The organism is Desulfovibrio sp. 3_1_syn3 (assembly GCF_000145315.2).
Taxonomy (GTDB): Bacteria; Desulfobacterota; Desulfovibrionia; order Desulfovibrionales; family Desulfovibrionaceae; genus Desulfovibrio; species Desulfovibrio fairfieldensis.
Map to the genome: position 1 here is coordinate 715,969 of NZ_ADDR02000001.1, position 22,650 is coordinate 738,618.

A 22,650-nucleotide genomic window follows, 5' to 3' on the forward strand; every position below is an offset into this window, starting at 1 on the left:
GTCACGGCGGCTATCTCATTTTTCAGCTTCGACACTTGTCTTGACTTTTGCGCCCCCCTGTTGTCCTCTGCCCGCTGTAGCGGGGAATTCCGTGCAAATCGGAAACAGTCGCGCTGCGGTAAGAGGGTACAGAGCTTCTTCGCCTTGCCGGAAACATCCCGGCGGGGCGCGACAGCCAGCCGTCACAGGTGAAGGCGAAGCCGAGGCGCGGGGCCGTTGTCCTGATTATGATCAAAAACGCGGGCCTCCACATCCCTCAAGTCCGAACACCCGCTGGCCGGGGCACTTTGCGCCGCCGCCGTATCCACCTTTCAACGCACGATTGAGGAGGTTGCCATGTCTCGTACGTTGCGCGTGTTCCCGCGCGTCCTGCCGCTTTTCCTGCTTCTGCTGGCCCTGCTGGCCGCGTCCGTCCAAGCGGCGGATCAGAAAGCCCCCAAGGAAGGGGTGCTGCTGGTGGCTTTCGGCACCAGCGTGCCCGAAGCCCTGCCCTCGTTCAAGGCCGTGGACGCGTCCTTCAAGGCCGCGTTTCCGGACACGCCCGTGGTCTGGTCCTACACCTCGCAGATCATCCGCAAAAAACTTGCCAAGCAGAGCAAGCCCGTGGGCGGCATCAGCGACGGCCTGGCCGCGCTGGCCAAGGCGGGGGTGAAAGTGGTGCGCGTGCAGTCCCTGCATGTGATGCCCGGCGAGGAATTTACGGAGCTTGAGCGGGCCGTGCTGCTGGATATCCAGAAGCACCCGGGCCGTTTTGAGGCCGTGTACCTGGGCCGCCCCCTGCTGGAGTCGCACAAGGATGCCTTAAGCGTGGCCAAGGCCGTGCTTGCTGATATGGGCGACAAACGCCGGAAGGGCGAGGCTGTGGTGCTCATGGGCCACGGACAGGCCCACGGCCGGGCGGACCTGGTTTTTGAAGGCACGCGGGCCACGTTCAAGGAAAGTGACCCCCTGGTCTTCATGGCCACGGTGGAAGGCGCGCGCGGCATTGACGACCTGCTGGCCGAGCTCAAGGCCCACAAGATCAAGAAAGTCTGGCTGCAGCCCCTGATGGTGGTGGCCGGGGACCACGCCCGCAACGACCTGGCCGGGGACGAGGAGGATTCCTGGGCTTCCAAGCTCAAGGCCGCCGGTTTCAAGGTGGAGGCCAACCTCAAGGGCCTGGGCGAAGTGCCCGGCGTGCGTGATCTCTTTGTGGACCATGCCAAGCAAAATGTGGACGACCTGACCAAGGAACCCAAGAAGCAGTAAAGCCGGATTTATCCACCGCAGCAAAAACGCCGTCCGTTTCCACACTCCGTGGAGACGGGCGGCGTTTTCGTGCCGGGTTTACGCTAAGTCCGCCCTATCGTCCTGAAAGGGGCACAACGCACGGAGCGGGATCAGCGCTTGTCGATCACCCGCTTGGACTTGCTGAACGTACGCGGCAGGCCGGCGTAATCCGCCACCCGCACTTCCATGCGCGCCAGAATGGCCTTGTGCAGCCGCCGCTCCAGAGCCTGGGCCAGGGCAGCGTCATTGCCGGACGGCTGATCCTGGGCGCGCTCCACAATCAGGGCCAGATGGTCCAGGGAGCGCTCGTCCCTGGTCAGCTCCATCTGGTATTCGCCGCCCAGTTCCGGGAACTGGCCGATGACTTCCATGATCTGGCCGGGATAGATGTTCACGCCCCTGTAGATGACCATGTCGTCGGAGCGGCCCAGAATGCGGTCGTGCCGGGGCATGTTCAGGCCGCAGGAGCAGCGGCCCGGCAGCAGGCGGGTCAGGTCGTGGGTGCGGTAGCGCAACAGGGGCACGGCCTCCTTGCGCAGGCTGGTGACCACCATCTCGCCCACTTCGCCCTCGGGCACGGGCTGCAGGGTGTCCGGGTCCAGCACTTCAATGATGAACAAATCCGCCCAGTAATGCAGGCCCTCATGGGCGTCGCAGTCCATGGCCGTGCCCGGACCGTACATTTCGGTCATGCCCGCGATGTCATAGCTGCCTTCCAGGCCCAGCTTGCTCTCGATGGCCAGGCGCATTTTCTCGCTGCGCGTCTCGGCCCCGCAGATCATCTTGCGCAGCCGGATCTGATCGCGGATGCCCGCGCGCTCCACTTCCTCGGCCAGCAGCAGGGCCATGGAGGCCGTGGCCCCGAAACAACTGGCGCCCACGTCCCTGAGCAGTTGCAGATGCATTTCCAGATTGCCCGGCCCCACCGGAATGGTCAGCATGCCGAAAAGCTCGCTGCCCAGCTGAAAGCCCGCCCCGGCGGTCCACAGGCCGTAACCCACAGCCACCTGCATGCGGTCCTCGGGCGTAAGCCCGGCCAACTCGTAGCAGCGGGCCATCTGGGTGCTGAACGTCTCGATGTCGCGGCGGCTGTAGGCCAGAATTTTGCGCTTGCCCGTGGTGCCGCTGGAGGCATGGATGCGCACCACGTCCTTTTCCGGCACGCAGAGCAGGGGCAGGGGGTAGCCCTCGCGCAGATCCTCCACATCCACCGTGGGCAGCTGGCGCAGATCATCCAGGCTGCGGATATCCTCGGCACGCGCGCCGCAAGCATCCAGCCGCGCCCGGTACTGCGGGGAGTTGCGCGCCTGGCGCAGGGTGTAGCGCAGGCCGTCCAACTGGATCTGCCGGATCTGCTCGTCCGTGAGCCGGGGAATGAAACGATGGGTCATGTCGGGCATGGAAGGAGCCCCCTCTGTTTGTCTGGCCGGTCTGTCCCGCCGTTCTCTGCCCGTGCCAGGGCCATACGCGGGCCGTGCGGGCGGGAACGGCTGTTTGTGTCCGCTTCCTGTTGTTCCGATTTCGTTGTTCCGCCCCGTTTCTAGACTCCCCGCGCGCGGAAAGTCAATAAAGGCGCACGGGCAGCAAGCCGCCCAGATCCACACCGCGCGGACTGACCACGGCCCGGTAGGGATAGATCTCGACCCCACGCGCGGCCGCCTCATAAAAGAGCCCGGCGTAGGCCGGATCAATAAAGTCCGCCGGTGCGAAACAGTGCCCGTCAGGCCGTTGCACCAGATAAAACATGGCCGCCCGCTCGCCGTGGGCCACAATGTCCATGAGTTCGCGCAGATGCTTCTGCCCGCGCTCGCTGGCCGCGTCCGGAAAGCAGGCCGCGTCGTCCTCCACCATGGTCACGTTTTTGCATTCCACCCAGAGCGGCGGCAGGCCCGGCCCGCTGAACAGGCCGTCCAGGCGGCTCTGACCGCGCTTGGCCTCACGGGTCAGCTCGGCGTAGCCCTCGGCAAAAGCCAGCCGCCCGGCGAGAAAGGCCGCCTCCAGCATACGGTTGGGCACGCTGGTGTTCACCCCCACCCAGAATCCACGCCCGCCGGGAACCGGGCCGGGCGGGTTTGACGACGAGAGAGGCGGCCCGGGTACGGCGCTTTCCGCCAGCCAGACGCCTTCCTGGGTATATTTGAGCTTGCGGGCCGGATTGGCCGCCGGAGAGGCCAGCACCAGCGCGCCGGGCCGGGTCAGGCCCAACATGCTGCCCGAGTTGTTGCTGTGCACCCAGACCGGAGCGCCGTCCAGGCACAACTCCACACTGAAACGCTTTTGCCGTTGCACGAACTTCCCGATCACGCAATCCGGCGCGAAGGGCAGCAGCGGCACCGCATCCGCATTGCCGGAACCTTCACCGGCCGGACAGCCGCCCGGCCCGGACGGCAATCCCTGTTCATCCCTGTCCCGCATTTACACCCCGCTTTGAACCTGCTAAAAAATTCGCGGCAGATTTTTCGTTCTTTTTCGCCGCGTCCGCGCGCCAAACGTCAGAAGGGCGACATTTTCAATGCCATGCCGCTCTTCTAAGGAGCCCTCCATGCAGATTTCCGAACGCTTGCGCAGCATCAAACCTTCTCTGACCCTCAGTGTCAACAGCCGGGCCCTGGAGCTCAAGGCGCAGGGCGTGGACGTGACCAGCCTGGCCGTGGGCGAACCGGATTTCCCCACGCCCAGGCATATCTGCGACGCGGCCAAGGCCGCCATTGACGCCAATTTCTGCCGCTACACCGCCGTGCCCGGCATTCCCGATCTGCGCAAGGCCGCGGGCCGCTACTTTGAACGGAACTACGGCACGCCCGTGCCCATGGAATCCATCATCATCGGCGCGGGCGGCAAGCACTGCCTCTACAATTTCATGCAGGCCACCATCAACCCCGGCGACGAGGTGCTGATTCCCGCGCCCTACTGGCTGAGCTATCCCGACATGGTGGAACTGGCGGGCGGCGTGCCCGTGACCGTGCATGCCGGGCCGGAACGCAATTTCAAGGTCACGCCCCTCATGCTTGAGGAAAAGACCACGGACAAGACCAGGCTGCTGATCCTCAACTCGCCCAGCAATCCCACGGGCGCGGTCTATTCCGACCGCGAGTTCATGCAGATCATGCGTTGGGCCCTGGCGCGGAACATCTTTGTACTGTCGGATGAAATTTACGACCAACTGGTCTTTCCCCCGGCAAAGATGACCAGCGCCATCACCTGGTTCGAGCATTGCCCCGAACTGGTGGCCGTGCTCAACGGCCTGTCCAAGAGCTATGCCATGACCGGCTGGCGCGTGGGCTTTCTGGCCGCGCACCCGGACCTGATCAAAAAAATCTCCTCCATGCAGGGGCACAGCACCTCCAGCATCTGTTCCGTGTCCCAGAAGGCCGCCCTTGCCGCCCTGGAAGGCCCGGTGGAGTGTGTGGGCGAAATGCGCGCGGCCTTCCTGCGGCGGCGCGATCTGGCCCTGGACATCATCAAGGCTTGGCCGTGGGCTGTCTGTCCCAAGCCGGACGGGGCCTTCTACCTCTTTGTGGACGTGCACCAGTGCTACGGCGGCCAGGTGCGCAACTCCACGGAGCTCTGCACGTACCTGCTGGACAAGGCCCATGTGGCCCTGGTGCCGGGCGCGGCCTTCGGCGACGACAACTGTATCCGCCTCTCCTACGCGGTGGCGGACGACGTGCTGGCCGACGCCCTTTCCCGCGTGGGCGAGGTGCTGGGCGAACTGGCCCATGAGGCCCGGCGCTGAGCCGGACAATCCAGATGCGGCCGGATATGGCCGGATTACGGACCACGGAAAACCACGGCCCGCGCGGCCCTGAAAAAAACTTATAAAAAATATTGACAGAAGCCGCCCTTTTGGGCAGTATGCCTTCTGCCGTGGGGCTGTAGCTCAGTTGGGAGAGCGCTTGAATGGCATTCAAGAGGCCGTCAGTTCAATTCTGTCCAGCTCCACCAGATTTCGAAAACCCCCGATCATCACACAGATGGTCGGGGGTTTGTGTTTTAAGATCGAGCACGGCACCACAGATGAGGGCAAACGGCGCTAATATAGAGGTTGGGGATATCGCGCAGTTGGATCCGCACACAGTCTGACACTGGAATTCGGATTTAGATTACGCTTAATTTCAATATTGAACTCATTAACGTTAATGGCTTTCAGATTCTTGTCCGCACTAAGAAAAATGCATGAGCCCCCATGTCGGGGAAGTCCATTCCAAATATCATATACATCTTTTTCAGAAAATTTAAAAAGCACAGGGCATGAATCCAAAAACATATCCAGATTTTCTTGTGTATCGAAGTAGCTGTTATTAGGATCGCCTTTTATCCTGTATTTCAGAATTGCCGCTATACACTGCCCATCTCTGGTCACTAGGCTTTCTTTTATACGAAATTCATAAGATCCGAGTAGATAGCCCATACCGTCGTAGTTGTTAAGCCAAATGGGGAGAGAGCTGCCAGGAGTCAATTTTTCATGGTAAACGGCAAGAAACCCATTGTCGCGAGCCGCCTCTTCCGGGGCGGCTCGCTCTCATTTGTCCACGTTTTACACATTAATTGGCCGCATCCTTTGGCCGCAGGCCCCAGCGCATCCCCAGGCTCACGATCTGCGCGGCCAAGGGCAGCAGGCTCACCGGCGCGGGTGCGCCGCCACGGCGCAACGCCCCCCAGGCAAGCCCGGCCAGGAAGGCCGCGCCCGTGGCGTGCAGGGGCTTTCGCCTGACAACGGCAAAGGGATCAAACCGGGCCGAAACCCGGCGTAAACGCTCTTTGGCCTCGCCTACTGTGTATGTTTTTTCTTTGGGAGCGACATCCATAACAAGCCTCCGGCGATGCCCGCGCAGACCAGCCCGATGATGCACAACACCCAGGCCGGGTGCAGCACGATCGAGAGGGCCTTATACAGCGCCGCCACAAAAAAAGCCAAAGCCGCCGCGCCGAAGAGCAGTCCCAAACCCAGCAGCATTGCCGTGCGCAATGTGCGCAGAGCATTGTGCCGCAGGAGCTGCCCTTCGGCCTCAAGCAGGTCAAAGAAACTGATGATGAGTTCAGCCAGACCCTTCACGCGGGCTCTTACCTGTACTGGCGGAACAACCAGGAAAGCGCGCAGCCCGCGCCAAAGGCCACGAGCAGGCTTGTCACAGGATTCCGGCGCACCTGTTCGCCCACCTGCTCAATGCCGGCGCTCCCGGCTTCGTAAGCCTTGTGCACTTTATCGGCCGCCATTCTCCGGTAGTGTTCCAGTTCCCTTTCCAGCTTGGCGACCATGTCCGAGGAGGCCTCGCCGCCTTTTTCGCCGAGAGATTTCACCAGCGTTTCCATCTGATCGCGCAGGGTGTTCAGTTCATTCCGCAACGTATCCATGCTTTCTTCATTTTTTTCAGCCATGATAGTATCTCCTGTTCGGGCAGCGCCCTTATATTTTATGTAGGGAACAGAGCATTGCTGATCTGTCCATGGTTCATTGGTACCCCATTACCGCCGGGATGACAAATCCGCGAAAACGCTTCCCGCTTCCGAGCGCCGGGCCCTCTCTACAACCCGGCAGCGCGAAGATACAAAAAGCGGCCCATGACTGAACGTTATGGGCCGCTTTTTGTATCCAGCCGGAAGCAAGAGCTTCCTCAGAGCATTTTGCGCTTGAAATCAGCGCGTAACGGCGAAGTAAATTCGCCTTGCGATAATTTCGCGGTGCGGGTTTTCACGGAAAATCCGCACCGTGCGCTGAGATATTTTCAATATTAAAACGCTCTAAAACCAGCGGGAAAAGCCTACTTCACGGAGGGCAGCACCGCGCCCGCATACTTCTTTTTCATAAAGGCGGCCATCTCCGGGCTGATCAGAACCTCATACAGGGCCCGGAGTTCGGGACGCTTTTCGTCGCCCTCGCGCACGGCCAGAATATTGGCATAGGTGGCGGCGGCCACGGAGTCGGCGGCTTCCACAGCCAGGGCGTCGGCCACTTTCAGACCGCCGAGAATGGCGTAATTGCCGTTGATGATGGCAATGTCCACGTCGGGCAGGGCGCGCACCAGCTGGGCGGCCTCGATTTCCTCAATCCTGAGCTTTTTGGGATTCTCCACGATGTCGCGGCGGGTGGCGGCCAGACCGGCATCCTTCTTCAGCTTGATAAGGCCCTCGTCCTGCAGGAGCAGCAGCGCGCGGCCCTCGTTGGTGGCGTCGTTGGGCACGGCCACCAGCGCGCCGTCCTTCAGGTCCTTGAGGCTCTTAGTCTTGCCCGCGTAGATGCCGAAGGGCTCATAGTGCACCGGGCCCATAGAGCTGAGCTTGGTGCCTTTCTGGGCGTTGAAGTCGTCCAGGTATGGCTTGTGCTGGAAGTAGTTGGCGTCCAGCTCCTTACTGTCCAGGGCCACATTGGGCTGCACATAGTCGGAATATTCCACGATCTTGAGGACGTAGCCCTGCGGCTTGAGCAGTTTGGCGGCCTCGACAAGGATTTCGGCATGGGGCGTGGGGGACGCGCCCACGGTGATCGTGCCCGCGGCCTGAGCGGTGCAGACCAGGGAAGCCGTGCCCAACAGGGCGGCAAAAGCCAGAAGCAATTTTTTCATGGGTTTTGTCCTTGTGTAAAAGGTTGGAGCCGGGCTACGAGCCGCGTTTGTCGCTGCGACGCGTGGCCCAGTTGCCGAAAGACTGGAAGGCCTGCACGATGATGATCAGCAAAACCACCGTAATGACCATGATGTCGGTCTGATAGCGGTTGTAGCCGTACATGATGGCGAGCTTGCCCAGTCCGCCGCCGCCCACGGCCCCGGACATGGCCGAGTAGCCGAGAATGGTGATGGCGGATACGGCGCTGCCGTTGAGCAGCGAGGGCCGCGCCTCGGGCAGCAGCACTTTAACGATGATCTGCCAGGTGCTGGCTCCCATGCTCTGGGCGGCCTCCACCACGCCGTTGTCCACCTCCAGCAGGGAGGATTCCACCAGGCGGGCCACAAAGGGCGCGGCGGCCAGCACCAGCGGCACCACGGTGGCGTTGTTGCCGATGGTGGTACCCACCAGAAAGCGGGTGAAGGGGATGACCGCGATCATCAGGATCAGGAAGGGGAAGGAACGCGTGAGGTTCACCACCACGTCCAGCACGTTGTAGACAAGCGCGTTGGGCCGGATGCCGTCCTTGCGGCAGATGACCAGCACCACGCCCATGACCATGCCGAAGACATAGGAAAAAAATGTCGCCACCACGGTCATGTAGAGCGTGTCCCATACGCCCACAAGCAGCATTTCAACGGTCTGCTGGTCAAACATGTTTCATTTCCTCCAGCATGATGGAATGCGCCTCGGCAAAGGCCATGATCCGCGCGCGGGAGTCCTCCCTATCGGGCAGTTGCAGGACCATCTGGCCGAAGGCCACGCCGTTGATGTCGCGGGTGTCGGCATACATGATGTTCACCGGACAGCCGCATTCCAGCACCATGTTGGCGATGACGGGCTCAAAGGAAGAGCGGCCGTTGAAGATGAGCCGGTACAGATTGGGCTGCGGCAGCTTGCGGAGGGCCTCGGGCAGGACCAGGCGGCGGGCCGCCTCGGTCCGGGGGTGGAAAAAGACGTCCTCCACCAGACCCTGCTCGACAATGACGCCCTTGCTGATGATGGCCACATGGCTGCAGATCTTTTCGATGACGCTCATCTCGTGGGTGATGACCACCGCCGTGATGCCGAGCTGGACGTTGATATCCTTGATGAGCGCGAGAATGGAATCCGTGGTGGCCGGGTCCAGCGCGGAGGTGGCTTCGTCGCAGAGCAGCACGCGCGGTTTGGTGGCCAGGGCGCGGGCAATGGCCACACGCTGCTTCTGGCCGCCGGAAAGCTGGGAGGGGTAAGAATCCATGCGGTTGGCCAGGCCCACCATATCCAGCAGTTCCTCGGCCCGCTTGCGGGTCTCGCCCCGGGGCGCGCCCGTCAGCTCCAGCGGAAAACAGACGTTCTGCAGGGCCGTGCGCTGCATGAGCAGGTTGAACTGCTGAAAAATCATGCCCATGGAACGCCGCGCCTTGCGCAGCGCGGCCTCGGGCAGGCGGCAGAGATCCCTGCCTTCAAAAAAGACGCTTCCGGCCGTGGGGCGTTCCAGCATGTTGATGCAACGCACCAGCGTGGACTTGCCCGCGCCGCTCTTGCCGATGATGCCGAAGATGTCTCCCCGGCTGATGGCAAGGTCAATGCCGCGCAGGGCGAACACGTCGGCATTTTTACCGGAAAAGCGCTTTTCCAGGTGCTCGATACTGATGATGGGGCCGTCAGCCATAATGCCTCCGCCGTGACGCTGCCGCTCCGGCATAGGCGGAGCGCATGTGGCCCCTTCCGGAACGGAGGGGGTACAATAGCACATTTTGCCGCAGGCGCAAAGAGGCGGCAAAGGCGCGCAGGCAGAGCAATTTCACTCCCGGCGGAACAGTCCGTGGGAACGCGCCGCCCGTCCGCTGAAGCCTGAATGGATTTTGCACCTCCGCCCCGGCCTTCCACCACGACCATGGAAGGCCGGAACAGAGTGCTTCATGCTATCGGACTGCGCGCCTATCGCCCGGCCAGCAATTTCGCGGCTTCCGGGGTCAGCGGAATCAGATCGTCCGGGCCCAGCAGACTTACGTCAAATTTACGGTTCAGGGCCGCGAAGTGGCGCAGGCCCATGGCGATGCGGTTGAGGTAGGAGAACACGCCGATGGCCCCGGCCGGGAAGTTCTCCGCCTCCTTGCCGTAGAGATGCCTGAGATCCGGCAGATCCGCGAACAGCGTTTCCTTGCTGTCGCCGTATTTTTGGAGATAGGCGGGGATGTTGCCCGCTTCGATCAGTTCGCCCACCTTTTTGGCGCTGTTGGCGGCGGCCATGGCGGCCCGGCAAAGCCCCACGGCCTGAAAGCCGGGCGCGCCCAGAGCCAGGGCCTTGAAGACCTGGTCCTCGGTGGCGAAGCCGCCGGTGATGACCATGGAGGGCAGTTCCAGGCCTTCCCGTCTCAGGCGGCGGGCAATGCCGCAGACCGTGTTTTCCAGCGGCACGGTGGGCAGGCCCCACTCGTTCATCATTTTACAGGGGCTGTAACCCGAGCCGCCGCCCGCGCCGTCAAAGGTGACCACGTCCACTTCGGCCGACGCGGCAATACGCAGCACCCGCTCAATGTCCACGGGGTCAAAGCCGGCCATCTTGAAATAGACGTTTTTCAGGCCCATGTCCCGCAGCATGCCGATGCGGGTGACCAGATACTCCTCGTCCCACATGGGCAGACGGCCGTAGGCATAGAAATTGGGCGCTTCGCCCCGTTCCGCCGCGGCCCGGACCGCGGGGTCCTCCGGGTCCGGATGGACCAGGGCTCCGGTCGCCTTTTTCTTGAGCGCGGCGTCGTAATCCTTGAGCCGGGTCACGGGCTGGGTACCCTTGGCCGACTGGCCGAACTTGAATTCAATGGCCTCGGCCCCGCACCGGCTGACGGCGTATTCCGGCAGCCCCTGGCCGTCCTCCTCGAAATTGGCCTGCGGCACGATCTGCCCGTAGCCCCGGTAATAGCGGCGGAAGGCGTCCATGATTTCATTCAGATAGGGAAATTCCGCAATTTTCCCGTTCCGCATTTGCAGCGCGGGGTCCTTGGAGGGCGAGCCTTCGCCGATGACGCAGCAGACCCCGGCCATGGCGGCCCCGGCGAAATAATCCTGCCAGTTCATTTTCAGCAGGGCGGGCAGGATCACCGGCAGGGCGATCTTGACCGGATGCCGCCTGCCCAGCGTGCGTTCGAGCCTGACGTTGAAGATGGCCGCCTGATCCGTTCCGGCCGGTACGCCCTGAGCCCCGAAGACGCGGCCGTTGATGTTGAAGTGGGAGTAATCCAGCGGATAATCCTTCTCCGAGGCGATCTGGTTGTTGCCCGTGGTGGTGGGGTAGACGCTCTGCGCGCCCAGCACGGCGGACAGGCCGATCTCACAGGTGCCGGGGCAGTCGGCGGTGCAGAAGGAGCACATGCCGCTCTGCGGCGACAGCGTGTGGCTGCGTGTTTTGGTTTCGTTGAAGCTGGAGGCGATTCCGGGGTTGAGGGACATGGCGCATATCTCCTTGCGGTTGGGGGAAAGGGAGCCGATCAGACCATCAGGCAATCGTCAGGCGTATTTTCAAGGGCGGAGGCCGCGCCATGCGCCGGATGCGAGGCGCATCCGAAATATGACGGCCGGTTCCGACCCGTGGTATCAATGGTTCTGATCTTACGTTTTTCCCAGCGTTCCGTCACCTCTTTCCTGCGCTGAGCCGGAATGCCCGACGCCCGGCGCCTGCGCCGCCGCAATGGCCGCGAAAATCAGCGCGCAGCCCGCCGACTCGCGCGGAGAAAGGGCCTCCCCCAGCACAAGCCAGCCCGCCACAGCGGCGAATACCGCCTCCAGGCTGAGCAGGAGGGCGCACAGGCCGGGAGGCACCGTGGCCTGCCCCAAGGTTTGCAGGGTATAGGCAAGGCCGCAGGACAGAATGCCGGTATACAGCAACGCTTTCCAGGCGAGGAATGCTTCCGTCCCCGGCTGTTCCCACAGCGCGGCGGCCAGGGCGCTGCACAGCGCGCAGACCACAAATTGCAGGCAGGACAATGCCACGCCGTCCACCAGCGGCGCGAAACGTCCCACAAGCAAAATATGCGCGGCCGTGGACAACGCGCAGAGCAGCATCAGCCCGTCGCCGGGATTCAGGCTCAGAGCCGGGCCCGCGCCGGACAGGCAGAGCAGATACATGCCGACCACCGCCCCCGCAATGCAGAGCCAGAGCCCGAGGGCAATTTTTTTTCCGAGAAACAGCCCCAGCAAGGGCACCAGGACAAGATACAGACTGGTGATAAAACCGGCTTTGCCCACGCTGGTAAAGCATATGCCGTACTGCTGCAGGGAGGCGGTAAGAAAAAGAACGGCTCCGCACCATAAACCGCCGCGCAGCAGCAGCGCGCGATTCGCGTTTCTTTCGGCGCGCTCCGCGGCTTTCGGCCGTTGCGCCCGCGCGGCGCGCAGCAGCAGAGCCAGCCCGGTCACAATGCCGCCCAGCCCGAACCGGGCGGCATTGAACGCCAAGGGGCCGCAATGCTCCATGCCGAGGCGCTGCGCGACCAGGGCCGTGCCCCAGATCAAGGCGGCGACCATAAGCATGGCGCTGCCAAGGCCTTTACCGCCCATGGCGGCCGCCTCCTTTTCCTGCTACATCCAAAGAAATCCGCACAATGCGATCAGGATGCGGCATACTGGCATGGCCTATTGTAACCGTCAATATAGTTTTTGATCGTTACAGCACGGGGAGACGTGGATGGATTTTCTGTGCCTGGAATTTATCAACAGCCGCTGGTTTGCGCGGCGCAAACCCTTTGAGGACCCGCTGGAACAGCCGGAATGGCTGACGCGCTTCTGCGAAAAATGGGATCTGCCCGAACCCGGGACTGATGCGGCCACGCTTGATGTTCTGCGCGGCTTGCGCGGGCTGCTGGCTGAAGCCGCCGCGGAATTCCGCGGCTTGCGCGGCCTGTCCGCCGGACTCCAGGCGCGGCTCAACGCCCGCCTGGAAGCCGCCCCGTTCAGCCAGCGCCTGGAAGCGGCGGAGGACGGACGGCTACGCCTGGGGCTGGTTCCGTGCAACCGCGACCCGGCATGGTTTTCGGCCTGCGTTGTGCGCTCTTTTGCGCTGCTGCTGACGGAATACGCGCCGGAACGGCTCAAATGCTGCGCCAATCCCGAGTGTGGCTGGTTCTTTTATGATGAAAGCAAAAATCAGACCCGCAAGTGGTGCGATAACGCCTGCGCCTCACTGCTCAAAGTGCGCCGCTTCAGATCCCGCGCGCACCCTCCGGCGGCCCGCTGACGGCTCGGCTCCGCGCCGCCTAGCCTTTTTCCCACTTGGACGGCTTGCCCGCCCCGCGTTCCGGCGGGCAGGGACCTGCGCGCATCTCGGCCTCGATCAGGCGGACCAGTTCCGCCGTTTCCATGCGCAGGGCCGCCGCGATATGCAGCATGGCGGTCAGCGAGCCGCACTGGATGCCGCGCTCCATGCCGGAGATATAATCCTCGGAAAGCCCCGCCAAGCCCGCCAACTGCCCTTGGGAAAGTCCGGCTTTGCGCCGCAGCCGGTGAATCACCGCAGCCACGGCCCACTGCAATGTGGGTATTTTTTCCATGCGCGAACCATAGCGCGGCCCTTGACAAAATATCCGTACATTTATACGGATATCCGGCAGACGAAAAACGCCCGCAACACAACCACGCGGAACACCACGAACAATACCGGGAAAAAGGCAACGTGCACAGCGTCGCCTCTGAAAGGGCCGTAATGCGGCCGCAGCTGGCCGGGAACAGCTGACAAGCAAGGCGACAGGGCGGAGCGAACGGGATTTCAGCGTTGGAACAGACTCGGCTGCGTCGGGCGCGCCCGCTCAGTACAGGTCCGCATCCTTACGTCTCAGGGGGCCGAAGCAGCTTTGCCGCTCCTGGTCGGAACGGGATTCGGCATGGGGCTCGGCGCACGGCCCGGGGTAGACGGCGGCTTCGCAGAGGGCGATTTCGATCAGAGCCACGATCCGCGCGGCGGGCATTTGCAGGCCTTGGGCAATGGCGATCAGAGTCTCCACCCGCACGCCCGAGCGGCCCTGTTCGAAACGGCGCAGCCATGAACAGTCCACTCCGGCCCGTTTGGCCAGGGCGTAACGGCTCATGAGTCTCTCTTCGCGGAGAGCGGCCACAATGCGGCCCATAATCTGCTTGGCCTGTTCCGTTTCCATCCTGCCATTAAAACATGAACTTCCCGGCTTGCATAAAGGATTAAAGTCCTATATCGGTATATAGATACACACTGCATAAAAAATCCGACGGAAAAAAGACGGGTTGACACGCCTCTGTCATTGTTGCGACCCTGCCGCAATGCAACAATGACATCCGGAGGCGGCGGCCCGCCGGAGGAACGCCACAACCACAGCAAAGGCCTTCCCATGTCCACGCATCCGGCACATTGTCTTATCCCGCTTACCTCCAGCGAGCCGCTGTGGGAATGGGACATCGTTTCCGACGCGCTTTTTCTGAGCCTGGGCGCATGCAGCCGTTTGCGCCTGCCCGAACCGCCCACGCGCATGGCGGATTTTCTCGGCTACATTCCGCCCCACGCCCTGCCCAGGCTCAACGAGCTGCGCGAGGGCGTGCTCAGCGGCACGGCCGGTTCCTGCCTGGAGTGCGACTATCCCTTCAACAACCAATGGATTCAGGAACACCTGCTGGTGCTGGCCCGCAACGAAAAAGGTCGGGCCAGCAAAATCATGGGCCGTTTTACGATCACTCCGGCCCTGGCCGGCGATCCCGCCGTGGAGGCCAAGGCCCGGCAAAGCGGCCTGCCCGAAGTGGGCATCTGGATATATTCCGTCCCAAGCAGAAACGTCTGGCGGGACAGCATCTGCGCGGCCCTGCTGGGCGAGACCGCTTCCGGGACCTACTCCGTCAGCTACGACAACCGTACGACAGCCATCCACCCGGCCGACCGCAAAAGCCTGCTCCGCCGCTACCGGCTGTTCATCGAACAGAAATTTCTGGGCGAATCCATTGACGACATCATCAGGGTCCGGCTGAACAACGGCCAGTACGCGCGCATGCTGGTGCGCGGCTCCGTGCTGGAGCGCGACCACACGGGCCGGGCCACCCTGCTGGCCGGCACCCTGCAACGCGAGGAAAGCCTCCGCCCCGGCATGCTCCGTTCATCCGACGACGAACGGCTGCATTACGCCCTGGACACGGTGGGCGACGGCCTCTGGGACTGGGACCTGCGCACCAACGCGGTCTATTACAGCCCCCGCTGTCTGGCCATGCTCGGCTATGAGCCGGAGCAATTTCCCGCGCATGTGGATGCCTGGAAAGACAGAATCCACCCCGACGACCACGACAAAATCGTGGACACGCAACTGGCCGTCATCCAGTCGCCGCGCTACGGCGATTCCTTTGAATGCACCTACCGCATGCGGCGCGCCGACGGCGACTGGGCCTGGCTTTTCGGACGCGGCTGCGTGACCCGGAGGGATGATAACGGCCGGGCGTGCCATCTGGTGAACATCGTCACCAACATCACCACGGCCCAGACCGAACGGGACAGGCTGGAGGAACTGGTCAAAAACGACGCGCTCACCGGCCTGCGCAGCCGGGCCTACTGCAACCTGGAGGCCGAACGCATCGAGAAAAACGGCATCCGCCCGGTCTGCGTGATCTCCTGCGACATTACCGGCCTGAAAATGGTCAACGACAACCTGGGCCACGCGGCCGGGGACGAATTGCTGGCCGAGGCCGCCACGCTGCTGCGCAAGCCCCTGCGGCTCACGGACTGCGTGGCGCGCATGGGCGGGGACGAATTTGTGGTTCTGCTGCCGGGTTGCGCGCCGGACAAGGGCAGGGAGCTGCTGCGCAAGATCGAAGCCTGTTTTGCCGAACGCAACCGGCACCCCGGCCGGATGCCGATTCTGGCGGCCTTCGGCCTGGCCTGCAGCGAAAACCCGGAGATGACCCTGGCCAGGGTCATGGTGCAGGCGGATACGGCCATGCTGCGCCAGAAGCGGGCCCAGCGCAAAATCGCGCACAAAGAGATCAAAAACTGGATCGAGGCTCGCACGGGCCACAACATCCGCGCCGACGACCGCCTCCCGGTCAACTGAACCGGGCCTTCTTTCTTGACAGTTCCCTCCACCGGCATACACAATGAAAGCACGCGACAAGCCCCATAGGCGCGCCGCGTGCTTTTTATTTCCCAAGAAGAACACAGGAGAATACCAATGTTGAAACTGATGCGGGCACCCGCAAAATATATCCAGGGCAAGGACGCCCTGCTTTCCACGTATGACGAAACCAAAAATCTGGGCAAATCCTTCCTCTTCATCTGCAGCCGCAGCGGTGAAAAGGCCTGCCGCGCCCACTTGGAGCAAAGTTTTGCCGGCAAGGAGGCCGCCATCCGCTTCGAGATTTTCGGCGGACACAGCTCCGAGGGCGAAATTCAACGCATGCGCGACATCGTGCGCGCCCACGGCATTGACTGCGTGGCCGGTGTGGGCGGCGGCTCGGCCATCGACACGGCCAAGGCCACGGCCTATTACGAAGGCCTGCCCGTGCTGGTCATTCCCACGGTCAGCGCCACGGACGCGCCCTGCACCGGGCTTTCGGTCATCTACAAGGATGACGGCTCGTTCAGCAAATACCTTTTCTATCCGAAAAATCCCGACGTGGTTCTGGTGGATTCAACTGTCATCGCCAACGCGCCGGTCAAATTCCTGGTGGCGGGCATGGGCGACGCCCTGGGCACCTATTTCGAAGCCCGGATGTGCGCCAGAGCCAAAGCCCCCAGCCTGGAAAACGGCGGCATCACCCGTTCGGCCCTGGCCCTCTGCCGCCTCTGCTACGAAACCCTGCTGGAAAACGGCGCACGGGCCAAGGCCGCCGTGGAGCAGCATCTGCTCACCCCGGATGTGGAGGCGATCATTGAGGCCAATATCTACCTCTCGGGCGTGGGCGCGGACAACGGCGGCCTGTGCGTGGCCCACTCCGTGTACAACGGCTTCACCGCCCTGGAAGAATGCACGGCGGCCCACGGCAGCGTGGTGGCCTTCGGCACCATTGTGCAACTGTTGCTGGAAAACGCGCCCGGCGCGGAACTGCGCCAGGTGCAGGACTTCTGTCTGAATGTGGGCCTGCCCGTGACCCTGGCGGAAATGGGCGTCACCGACCCCGCGCGGGTGGCCGTGGCCGCCGCGAAGGCCTGCGCTCCGGGCGAAAGCATCCACAACATGATCGGCGACGTCACGCCGGAGGAACTGACCGACGCCGTTCTGGCGGCGGATGGCCTGGGCCGCGCCCTGCGCGCCTGATTGATGAAACAATCCGGCAAACTAAGGGATGCGCTGACTGATAAAAATGTTTGTTCTTTGCCGAAAGGCAAACATCGCGCACAGGGCCGGCCCGGCGCGGGAAAAGAGCGAAAGGACCATTAGGCGGCGTTTCCCAAAAGTGAGACAACAATGAGCATCCGCAACATTCTGATGTCCCTGAGTACGGGTCTGGCCGTACTGACGCTCAGCCTGAGCCCGGCCGGTCCGGCACGGGCGGTTTCCGCCGACGGCGCGCGCATGGATTTGCCCGCGCCGGACAAAAAGGGCGGCATGCCCCTGATGCAAGCCCTGGCCGAACGTCATTCCAGCAAAAACGGCTATACCGGCGCGCCCCTGTCCGCCCAGGAACTGAGCAACCTGCTCTGGGCCACCTGGGGCGTGAACCGGCCCGACGGCCGCCGCACCGCGCCTTCGGCCATGAACCGCCAGGAAGTGACGATCTACGTGGTGCGGGAAAACGGCGTCTGGCGCTATGACGCGGCCCAACACGCCCTGATCCGGGAACTGAGCGGCGATTACCGCGACGCGGCGGGCGGCGGCTCGCTGGTGCTGCTCTATGCCGCGCCCGAGGGCCGCTGGTCCGGCATGCACGTGGGTTCGCTCTACCAGAACGCCGGGCTCTACTGTGCCTCCGCCGGGCTGGGCAACTATGTGCACGCTTCCGGCGTTTCGGCCCTGGACGGCAAACTGCCCCTGCCCGACGGCTGGCGCGTGCTCATCGCCCAGACCGTGGGCCTGATTCAGTAACGTGCCCCAGTGACGGCCCGTTGCCGCAGGCAGGCCAAGGCCGTTGTCCATTCGGGCAACGGCCTTTTCGCGCGGGAGCATCCGGAAGGGATGGGACACGGCTGTTCCGCGCTTTTCAGGAAGCGCGGCCCCTTGTGTGTTTCCACAAGAGCTCAAAGAGCTTTCTCGGCTCAATGGGCTTGGCAATATGAGCGTTCATCCCCGCGTTCAGGCAGCGCCGGACGTCCCCGGCAAAAGCATTGGCCGTCATGGCGATGACGGGAATGTCAGCCGCGCGGGCATGCCCGCTCCGCCGTATGGCGCGGGTGGCTTCATAGCCGTCCATGACCGGCATCTGGATATCCATGAAAACGGCGTCAAAGGCCTCCGGCGCGCTGCTCTCAAAGGCTTCCCAACCCGCCTTGCCGTTGGCGGCGATGCTCACCGTCACACCTTCGCTTTCAAGAATCCGCTGCGCCACCAGCTGGTTTACCTCATTGTCCTCCACCAGCAGCACGCGCAGGCCGGAAATGTCCACATTCTCTTCGGCACTCTCCGCGACCTCCGGCGGAGCCGGGGCGTCCGGCGCGTCCGCCAGGTGCAGGGGCAGGTCCACCGTAAAGCGCGTGCCCTGGCCCGGCTCGCTCTCCACTTTGATGGTGCCGCCCTTGTAGTCCACAATATTTTTGATGATGGAAAGCCCCAGGCCCGTGCCTTCCGTATGACCGACGCGCAAGTTTTCCACCCGGAAGAACACCTCGAAAATATGCGGAATATCCTCCGGGCTGATGCCGATGCCGGTATCCGCAACCACAAAGCGGTACCAGCCTATCTGCTCGTTCTTTTGCGGCAGCTCCGTGACGGCGAGAGAGACGCGGCCGCCCTCGGGCGTGAACTTGACGGCATTGCTGATCAGATTTTCAAGAATCTGATGGATGCGCAGAACATCGCCGATGCATTTGTCATGGCGGACCTGGAAGGAATGACTGAAGGTCTGCCCCTTTTTCCCGGCCAGTGCCAGGGCCCGGGTCACGATTTTTTCCACTTCCTCCCGCTGGCTGAACAGCTCCTTGACCAGAACTATATGGCCGCTTTCAATGCGGCTCATGTCCAGAATATCATTGATCAGGCGCAGGAGGTGCTCCGAGGCGGTCCTGATGACGGAAAGGCTCTCGTCGATCTGAACGGGATTGTCGCGCCGGGCCAAGGCGAGTTCGGTCATGCCGACAATGGCATTCATGGGCGTGCGGATGTCGTGGCTCATGGAGGAAAGAAAGTCGGTCTTGGCCTGGCTGGCTTCCCGGGCGAGGGTGAGCGCGTTTTTCAACTGCTCCCTGGTCTGCTGGTCCGCCCTGAGCACATCGGTCACGTCGGCCCGCACCAGACAGATGGTCTGGTGATTTTCCCCGCCCCAGAGAACGCTGATCTGCTTGTGGCGGAGTCCGGTTTCGGAACGGCAGGGGAAGCTGAATTCATAGCCTTCGGGCTGTTCGGCCAAGCGCGCCAGCATGGCCTCCACGGACAACTGCCCGCGTATCTCATCCTGTCCCTCTTCCGTGTCGGCATGGCGGATGAACTTCTCCAGGGCCAGGTCAAAATCCTCCGTGGTATACGGGGCAAGGTTGCGGAGCACGGTTTCCCGGGTGTGAATGACGAAACCGCCGGTGGCGAGGTTGAGGAAACCGGCCAGATCAAAGGTGTAGGCCAGCATGTTGAGCAGAGCCTTCTGCTCCCGCACGGATTCCGTAATGTCCGTCCGGGAAAGGCAGACCCGGCCCAGTTTTTTGTCGATCGAAAAGACGACCATGTTTTTGGTCAGGATTTCGCCGTTCTCGTCCGTCAGGGAATAGTGGAAAGAGTAGGAACCCTCTTCTTCCAGGCGTCGGCGCATATAGTCCAGGTCGAGCATCCTGGCGCAAATCTCCTTGTCCTTGGGCACCACCAGGGACTGGAAGAGGTAAGCGGCCTGCGCGGTATAGCCGCCCTCGGACGGCGGCAGCGCGCTGGCCTGGTGATTGAAGGAAAGCACCTTGTAGCGGTCGCGCCGCAGGTCCACATCCGCAAGGAAATCATAGCTCGCATGGGACAGACGGTTCAGGATCTGTTCCGAAATCTTCTGCTCGGTCACGTCCAGCACGGAAAGAACGCCGATGAGGTCGCCGCTGTCCGGGGAGACCACCAGCTTGACCACGATCCGGACATAGCGGCCCTGCTCTTCGGTCGGCAGTTTGACAAAGCACTCCAGTTCATGCTTGAGGTCGCCGCGCTCAAAGGCCGCCTGCAAGGGCGGGGCGAGAAAGGTCTCCAGAAAGGCGCGGTGCTCGTTCTCGTCCACGACCAGCCCGGCCAGGCCCGTGAAAAAGGGCTCGCGGGCTGTGCCGAATGTTTCCAGCAGGCGGCTGTTGGTCTGGTCCGTAATTTCAATGATAAAGTTACGGGTGATGTTGCAGTGGCCTGTGATGATTTCGCCGTGCACAAAGCCCTTGTGATGCTCTATGAGCATGTCGTTGTAGCGGCTGCGCAGTTCGGCCCGTTCGTTCATGTCTTCCGTGACGTCGCTGAACACGGCGTAAATCCGCGCGTTGCCGTCCTCATCCGGAATCAGGGCGGAAATGTTTTTCACCCAGATGTAGCCCTGTTCGCCCTTGCGCAGCCGGTAGACCGTTTCGCAGGAATCCAGGCCCGTTTCCACCTGCCTGCGGATCCGGGTCAGGATGTAGTCCACATCCTCGGGATGCACGCCCGCGCCGGCGTCGCTGCCGTACAGCGCATAGGCCTGTTCAAGCGTCATGCCGGTCATGGCGGCAAAGCCGTCCGAGATGAATTCCGGCACGATGGCGCCGTCCGCAGCGCAGCGCAGCACCGTAATGCCGCCGGGCAGATGGCGGATCAGAGTCTGGTAATAGCGCTCCAGCCGCTCCTTTTCCTCGCGGGTGCGTACTTTCTCCGTAATATCCGTCACATACCTGACATAGGCGGGAATGCCGTTCCAGTCTGTCTCGCGCGTGGCTGTGGCGTAAATCCTGTCCGAGCCGGGAATCACCATGTCCTGGCGCTTCCGGCCGTCATTGCGGCGGTCGAGATTGCAGAACTCACAGGGTTTCCGCCTGCCGTGCAGGACGGCATAGCATTTCCGGCCGGAAACCAGGGCTTCCCCGCCCATGAACAGGTTGACCCGTTCATTGACGTAGAGCAGGCTGTAGTCTTCCCTGCCGATGACGTAGATGCCGTCCGCGGCCTCATTGGCAAGGCTTTGGTAGAGCTTTGTCTCCGCCGACATGCCGGTAAACACGGCGTAGAAGGTCGTGGGGCCGGTCAGCGCGTCCATGCGCCTGCCGTTCAGATGCAGCCAGACCAGACGTCCGTCCTTGTGAAGGGTGCGGTAGGATATTTCCACAGGCTCGCCGCTGCGTACCGCCCTGAGCACGGCCGCCCGCACCCGCTCCCGGTCCTCTTCGTACACCACCTGAAAGGCGTCGTTGCCACGCAGCGCCTGATATTCCTCTTTCGTATAGCCCGAAAGCGCGGCCACGCCTTCGGAACAGAAAACCGGCGTAATGCTGTCCGTCACAGTATAGACCGCGATGCCGCCGGGGATGGAGTTGACCAGGTGCTCCATCTCCTGCTGCGTTTTCTTCAAAGCCGAAATATTGTGGAACACGCACTGGAGCAGCGGAAAGCCGTCTTCTTCCCCGACCTTCTTGGCCTGGATATGCACCCAGACCACATGGCCGCCCTTATGCTTTTTACGGAATTCAAAATCCGCAACCTCATTGTGCGCAAGCGCATGGCGCAACTTGCCGACGACCATGGCCGTATCTTCGGGATAGGTCATCTCGGCGGCGTCGCCCTTGGCCAGCTCATGATACTCCCGCACGGTGTGGCCGCTCAGCTCGGGCACCCCGTCGGAAAAATAGACGGTTTCAAAGATGTCGGAAACCTTGTAGATCGCCACGCCGCCGGGAATGGCGTTGATGATGTCCTGCGTCTTTTCGTGCGCCTCGGCGAGTCGGCTTTCCAGTTGATGCCGCTCGGTTATGTCGGTGTACACGCCGTACAGCAAAAACGTCCCGTCGGCCTGCCGCCTGGCCGCCAGCTCAAGCTGAACCCAGATGTACTCTTTTTTCCCGTCGTTGAAGACACGGTAGGTGTGCCGTGCGACGCCCTCGTCCGCAATGGCCGCCTCAATGCTTGCCTTCAGGGCTTCCACATCTTCGGGATGAACGTTCAGGTAGTCGGTTTCCCGTTGCGTGCGGGCAATGTGCTCGTCCGAGTAGCCCAGGAGGTTGTAAAAGGCCGGATTGTGAAAGACCGGGGAAAGTTTTTCGCCGTCGAAACGGTAGACGCACAAGCCGCCGGGCATATTGTCCAGCAGCGAGCGTAATTCCCGCGTCAGGGCCGTACTGGCCTCTTCGGCCCGCTTTTTCTCGGTAATATCGTGAATGTATTCCAGATGGGCGGGGATGCCGGCCCAGTCGATGACCTTGCCGCTGAGCTGATACACGCGCCCCCCACGAACATGCTCCCGCACATGGGGCTCCGTATCGCTCATTTCGCCGACCCGGCAAAAAGGACAGGGCCGCTCAAAGCCCATCAGGCCGTAGCAGGTGGTCTTGACGCCGGGCCGACAGCCCAGAAGTTCCGCCGCCAGTCGATTGGCATAGAGTATTTCCCAGGTATCAAGCGCGCAGACGTATACCGCCACCGGCGCGTGGTCCAGAATCAGCGATAATCTGTCACTGGATGTAAATGCATCCTTGCCCATACCCGGCCGACTCCTTCCCGCGCGTGC

Annotated in this window: 19 protein-coding genes, 1 tRNA gene and 1 riboswitch; of the genes, 7 read left to right on the forward strand and 13 right to left on the reverse strand. The window is 62.3% G+C overall.

Annotated elements, in window-relative coordinates; translation table 11 throughout:
• The first annotated feature begins 40 nt into the window (after positions 1–40).
• A riboswitch (cobalamin riboswitch) is annotated at positions 41–292 on the forward strand.
• Positions 293–336: 44 nt separating this feature from the next.
• Positions 337–1,248 (forward strand): sirohydrochlorin cobaltochelatase, encoded by a 912-nt coding sequence (locus tag HMPREF0326_RS03100; RefSeq protein WP_008682815.1) that lies wholly within the window; start codon positions 337–339, stop codon positions 1,246–1,248.
• Positions 1,249–1,379: 131 nt separating this feature from the next.
• Here HMPREF0326_RS03100 and HMPREF0326_RS03105 read toward each other — a convergent pair whose 3' ends face one another.
• Both HMPREF0326_RS03105 and sfsA read right to left on the reverse strand, forming a co-directional pair.
• Entirely contained in the window at positions 1,380–2,660 is a 1,281-nt protein-coding gene (locus HMPREF0326_RS03105; RefSeq protein ID WP_008682816.1) for a phenylacetate--CoA ligase family protein, read from the reverse strand.
• Between the two features lie 172 nt (positions 2,661–2,832).
• Positions 2,833–3,684 (reverse strand): DNA/RNA nuclease SfsA, encoded by an 852-nt coding sequence (gene sfsA / locus HMPREF0326_RS03110; RefSeq protein ID WP_020990195.1) that lies wholly within the window; start codon positions 3,682–3,684, stop codon positions 2,833–2,835.
• A gap of 127 nt (positions 3,685–3,811) precedes the next feature.
• Between sfsA and HMPREF0326_RS03115 the strand changes: the two genes are divergently transcribed.
• Complete coding sequence (locus HMPREF0326_RS03115) at positions 3,812–5,005, forward strand: pyridoxal phosphate-dependent aminotransferase (RefSeq protein ID WP_008682818.1); 1,194 nt, start codon at positions 3,812–3,814, stop codon at positions 5,003–5,005.
• Positions 5,006–5,138: 133 nt separating this feature from the next.
• Positions 5,139–5,214 (forward strand) — tRNA-Ala (locus HMPREF0326_RS03120).
• Between the two features lie 599 nt (positions 5,215–5,813).
• On the opposite strand, the gene HMPREF0326_RS03125 is transcribed toward HMPREF0326_RS03120, so the two are convergent.
• The 8 genes from HMPREF0326_RS03125 to HMPREF0326_RS03160 all read right to left on the reverse strand — a co-directional run bounded on the left by HMPREF0326_RS03125 (position 5,814) and on the right by HMPREF0326_RS03160 (position 12,414).
• Entirely contained in the window at positions 5,814–6,077 is a 264-nt protein-coding gene (locus HMPREF0326_RS03125; RefSeq protein WP_009303304.1) for a hypothetical protein, read from the reverse strand.
• Positions 6,041–6,325, reverse strand: coding sequence for a hypothetical protein (locus HMPREF0326_RS03130; RefSeq protein ID WP_008682822.1), 285 nt, complete (start codon positions 6,323–6,325; stop codon positions 6,041–6,043). Before HMPREF0326_RS03130 ends, HMPREF0326_RS03125 begins: the two co-directional genes overlap by 37 nt.
• A gap of 8 nt (positions 6,326–6,333) precedes the next feature.
• Positions 6,334–6,648 (reverse strand): DUF883 family protein, encoded by a 315-nt coding sequence (locus tag HMPREF0326_RS03135; protein WP_008682825.1) that lies wholly within the window; start codon positions 6,646–6,648, stop codon positions 6,334–6,336.
• 383 nt (positions 6,649–7,031) lie between these two features.
• On the reverse strand, positions 7,032–7,832 hold the full coding sequence (locus HMPREF0326_RS03140) for a MetQ/NlpA family ABC transporter substrate-binding protein (protein WP_008682827.1): 801 nt from the start codon (positions 7,830–7,832) through the stop codon (positions 7,032–7,034).
• Positions 7,833–7,866: 34 nt separating this feature from the next.
• Positions 7,867–8,529, reverse strand: coding sequence for a methionine ABC transporter permease (locus HMPREF0326_RS03145; RefSeq protein ID WP_008682829.1), 663 nt, complete (start codon positions 8,527–8,529; stop codon positions 7,867–7,869).
• On the reverse strand, positions 8,522–9,526 hold the full coding sequence (locus tag HMPREF0326_RS03150; RefSeq protein WP_008682830.1) for a methionine ABC transporter ATP-binding protein: 1,005 nt from the start codon (positions 9,524–9,526) through the stop codon (positions 8,522–8,524). The genes HMPREF0326_RS03145 and HMPREF0326_RS03150 overlap by 8 nt, the downstream gene beginning before the upstream one ends.
• Before the next feature lie 269 nt (positions 9,527–9,795).
• Positions 9,796–11,307, reverse strand: coding sequence for a glutamate synthase-related protein (locus tag HMPREF0326_RS03155; RefSeq protein ID WP_020990196.1), 1,512 nt, complete (start codon positions 11,305–11,307; stop codon positions 9,796–9,798).
• Positions 11,308–11,466: 159 nt separating this feature from the next.
• Entirely contained in the window at positions 11,467–12,414 is a 948-nt protein-coding gene (locus HMPREF0326_RS03160) for a DMT family transporter (RefSeq protein WP_009303306.1), read from the reverse strand.
• Positions 12,415–12,541: 127 nt separating this feature from the next.
• On the opposite strand from HMPREF0326_RS03160, the gene HMPREF0326_RS03165 reads away from it, so the two are divergent.
• On the forward strand, positions 12,542–13,090 hold the full coding sequence (locus HMPREF0326_RS03165; RefSeq protein WP_008682834.1) for a CGNR zinc finger domain-containing protein: 549 nt from the start codon (positions 12,542–12,544) through the stop codon (positions 13,088–13,090).
• A gap of 19 nt (positions 13,091–13,109) precedes the next feature.
• On the opposite strand, the gene HMPREF0326_RS03170 is transcribed toward HMPREF0326_RS03165, so the two are convergent.
• A complete protein-coding gene (locus HMPREF0326_RS03170) occupies positions 13,110–13,403 on the reverse strand; it encodes a helix-turn-helix domain-containing protein (protein WP_008682835.1) in 294 nt (97 codons plus the stop codon).
• A 255-nt stretch (positions 13,404–13,658) separates the two neighbouring features.
• Positions 13,659–14,003 (reverse strand): helix-turn-helix domain-containing protein, encoded by a 345-nt coding sequence (locus tag HMPREF0326_RS03175; protein ID WP_008682836.1) that lies wholly within the window; start codon positions 14,001–14,003, stop codon positions 13,659–13,661.
• 147 nt (positions 14,004–14,150) lie between these two features.
• On the opposite strand from HMPREF0326_RS03175, the gene HMPREF0326_RS03180 reads away from it, so the two are divergent.
• The 3 genes from HMPREF0326_RS03180 (at position 14,151) to HMPREF0326_RS03190 (ending at position 17,879) form a co-directional block, all read left to right on the forward strand.
• Entirely contained in the window at positions 14,151–15,908 is a 1,758-nt protein-coding gene (locus HMPREF0326_RS03180) for a sensor domain-containing diguanylate cyclase (RefSeq protein WP_232224899.1), read from the forward strand.
• Between the two features lie 117 nt (positions 15,909–16,025).
• Positions 16,026–17,111, forward strand: coding sequence for a glycerol dehydrogenase (locus HMPREF0326_RS03185; protein ID WP_008682838.1), 1,086 nt, complete (start codon positions 16,026–16,028; stop codon positions 17,109–17,111).
• A 150-nt stretch (positions 17,112–17,261) separates the two neighbouring features.
• Positions 17,262–17,879 carry a nitroreductase family protein gene (locus HMPREF0326_RS03190; protein WP_008682840.1) on the forward strand — a complete coding sequence of 206 codons (618 nt, stop codon included), beginning with the start codon at positions 17,262–17,264 and terminating at the stop codon, positions 17,877–17,879.
• A gap of 115 nt (positions 17,880–17,994) precedes the next feature.
• On the opposite strand, the gene HMPREF0326_RS03195 is transcribed toward HMPREF0326_RS03190, so the two are convergent.
• Complete coding sequence (locus tag HMPREF0326_RS03195) at positions 17,995–22,623, reverse strand: hybrid sensor histidine kinase/response regulator (protein WP_020990197.1); 4,629 nt, start codon at positions 22,621–22,623, stop codon at positions 17,995–17,997.
• Between the last annotated feature and the right edge of the window lie 27 nt (positions 22,624–22,650).

Bases quoted from the DNA above. Each gene is read 5' to 3' on its own strand.
- HMPREF0326_RS03100 (WP_008682815.1), top strand. From the start codon at position 337: ATGTCTCGTACGTTGCGCGTGTTCCCGCGCGTCCTGCCGCTTTTCCTG.
- HMPREF0326_RS03105 (WP_008682816.1), bottom strand. From the start codon at position 2,660: ATGACCCATCGTTTCATTCCCCGGCTCACGGACGAGCAGATCCGGCAG.
- sfsA (WP_020990195.1), bottom strand. From the start codon at position 3,684: ATGCGGGACAGGGATGAACAGGGATTGCCGTCCGGGCCGGGCGGCTGT.
- HMPREF0326_RS03115 (WP_008682818.1), top strand. From the start codon at position 3,812: ATGCAGATTTCCGAACGCTTGCGCAGCATCAAACCTTCTCTGACCCTC.
- HMPREF0326_RS03125 (WP_009303304.1), bottom strand. From the start codon at position 6,077: ATGGATGTCGCTCCCAAAGAAAAAACATACACAGTAGGCGAGGCCAAA.
- HMPREF0326_RS03135 (WP_008682825.1), bottom strand. From the start codon at position 6,648: ATGGCTGAAAAAAATGAAGAAAGCATGGATACGTTGCGGAATGAACTG.
- HMPREF0326_RS03140 (WP_008682827.1), bottom strand. From the start codon at position 7,832: ATGAAAAAATTGCTTCTGGCTTTTGCCGCCCTGTTGGGCACGGCTTCC.
- HMPREF0326_RS03145 (WP_008682829.1), bottom strand. From the start codon at position 8,529: ATGTTTGACCAGCAGACCGTTGAAATGCTGCTTGTGGGCGTATGGGAC.
- HMPREF0326_RS03150 (WP_008682830.1), bottom strand. From the start codon at position 9,526: ATGGCTGACGGCCCCATCATCAGTATCGAGCACCTGGAAAAGCGCTTT.
- HMPREF0326_RS03155 (WP_020990196.1), bottom strand. From the start codon at position 11,307: ATGTCCCTCAACCCCGGAATCGCCTCCAGCTTCAACGAAACCAAAACA.
- HMPREF0326_RS03160 (WP_009303306.1), bottom strand. From the start codon at position 12,414: ATGGGCGGTAAAGGCCTTGGCAGCGCCATGCTTATGGTCGCCGCCTTG.
- HMPREF0326_RS03165 (WP_008682834.1), top strand. From the start codon at position 12,542: ATGGATTTTCTGTGCCTGGAATTTATCAACAGCCGCTGGTTTGCGCGG.
- HMPREF0326_RS03170 (WP_008682835.1), bottom strand. From the start codon at position 13,403: ATGGAAAAAATACCCACATTGCAGTGGGCCGTGGCTGCGGTGATTCAC.
- HMPREF0326_RS03175 (WP_008682836.1), bottom strand. From the start codon at position 14,003: ATGGAAACGGAACAGGCCAAGCAGATTATGGGCCGCATTGTGGCCGCT.
- HMPREF0326_RS03180 (WP_232224899.1), top strand. From the start codon at position 14,151: ATGACATCCGGAGGCGGCGGCCCGCCGGAGGAACGCCACAACCACAGC.
- HMPREF0326_RS03185 (WP_008682838.1), top strand. From the start codon at position 16,026: ATGTTGAAACTGATGCGGGCACCCGCAAAATATATCCAGGGCAAGGAC.
- HMPREF0326_RS03190 (WP_008682840.1), top strand. From the start codon at position 17,262: ATGAGCATCCGCAACATTCTGATGTCCCTGAGTACGGGTCTGGCCGTA.
- HMPREF0326_RS03195 (WP_020990197.1), bottom strand. From the start codon at position 22,623: ATGGGCAAGGATGCATTTACATCCAGTGACAGATTATCGCTGATTCTG.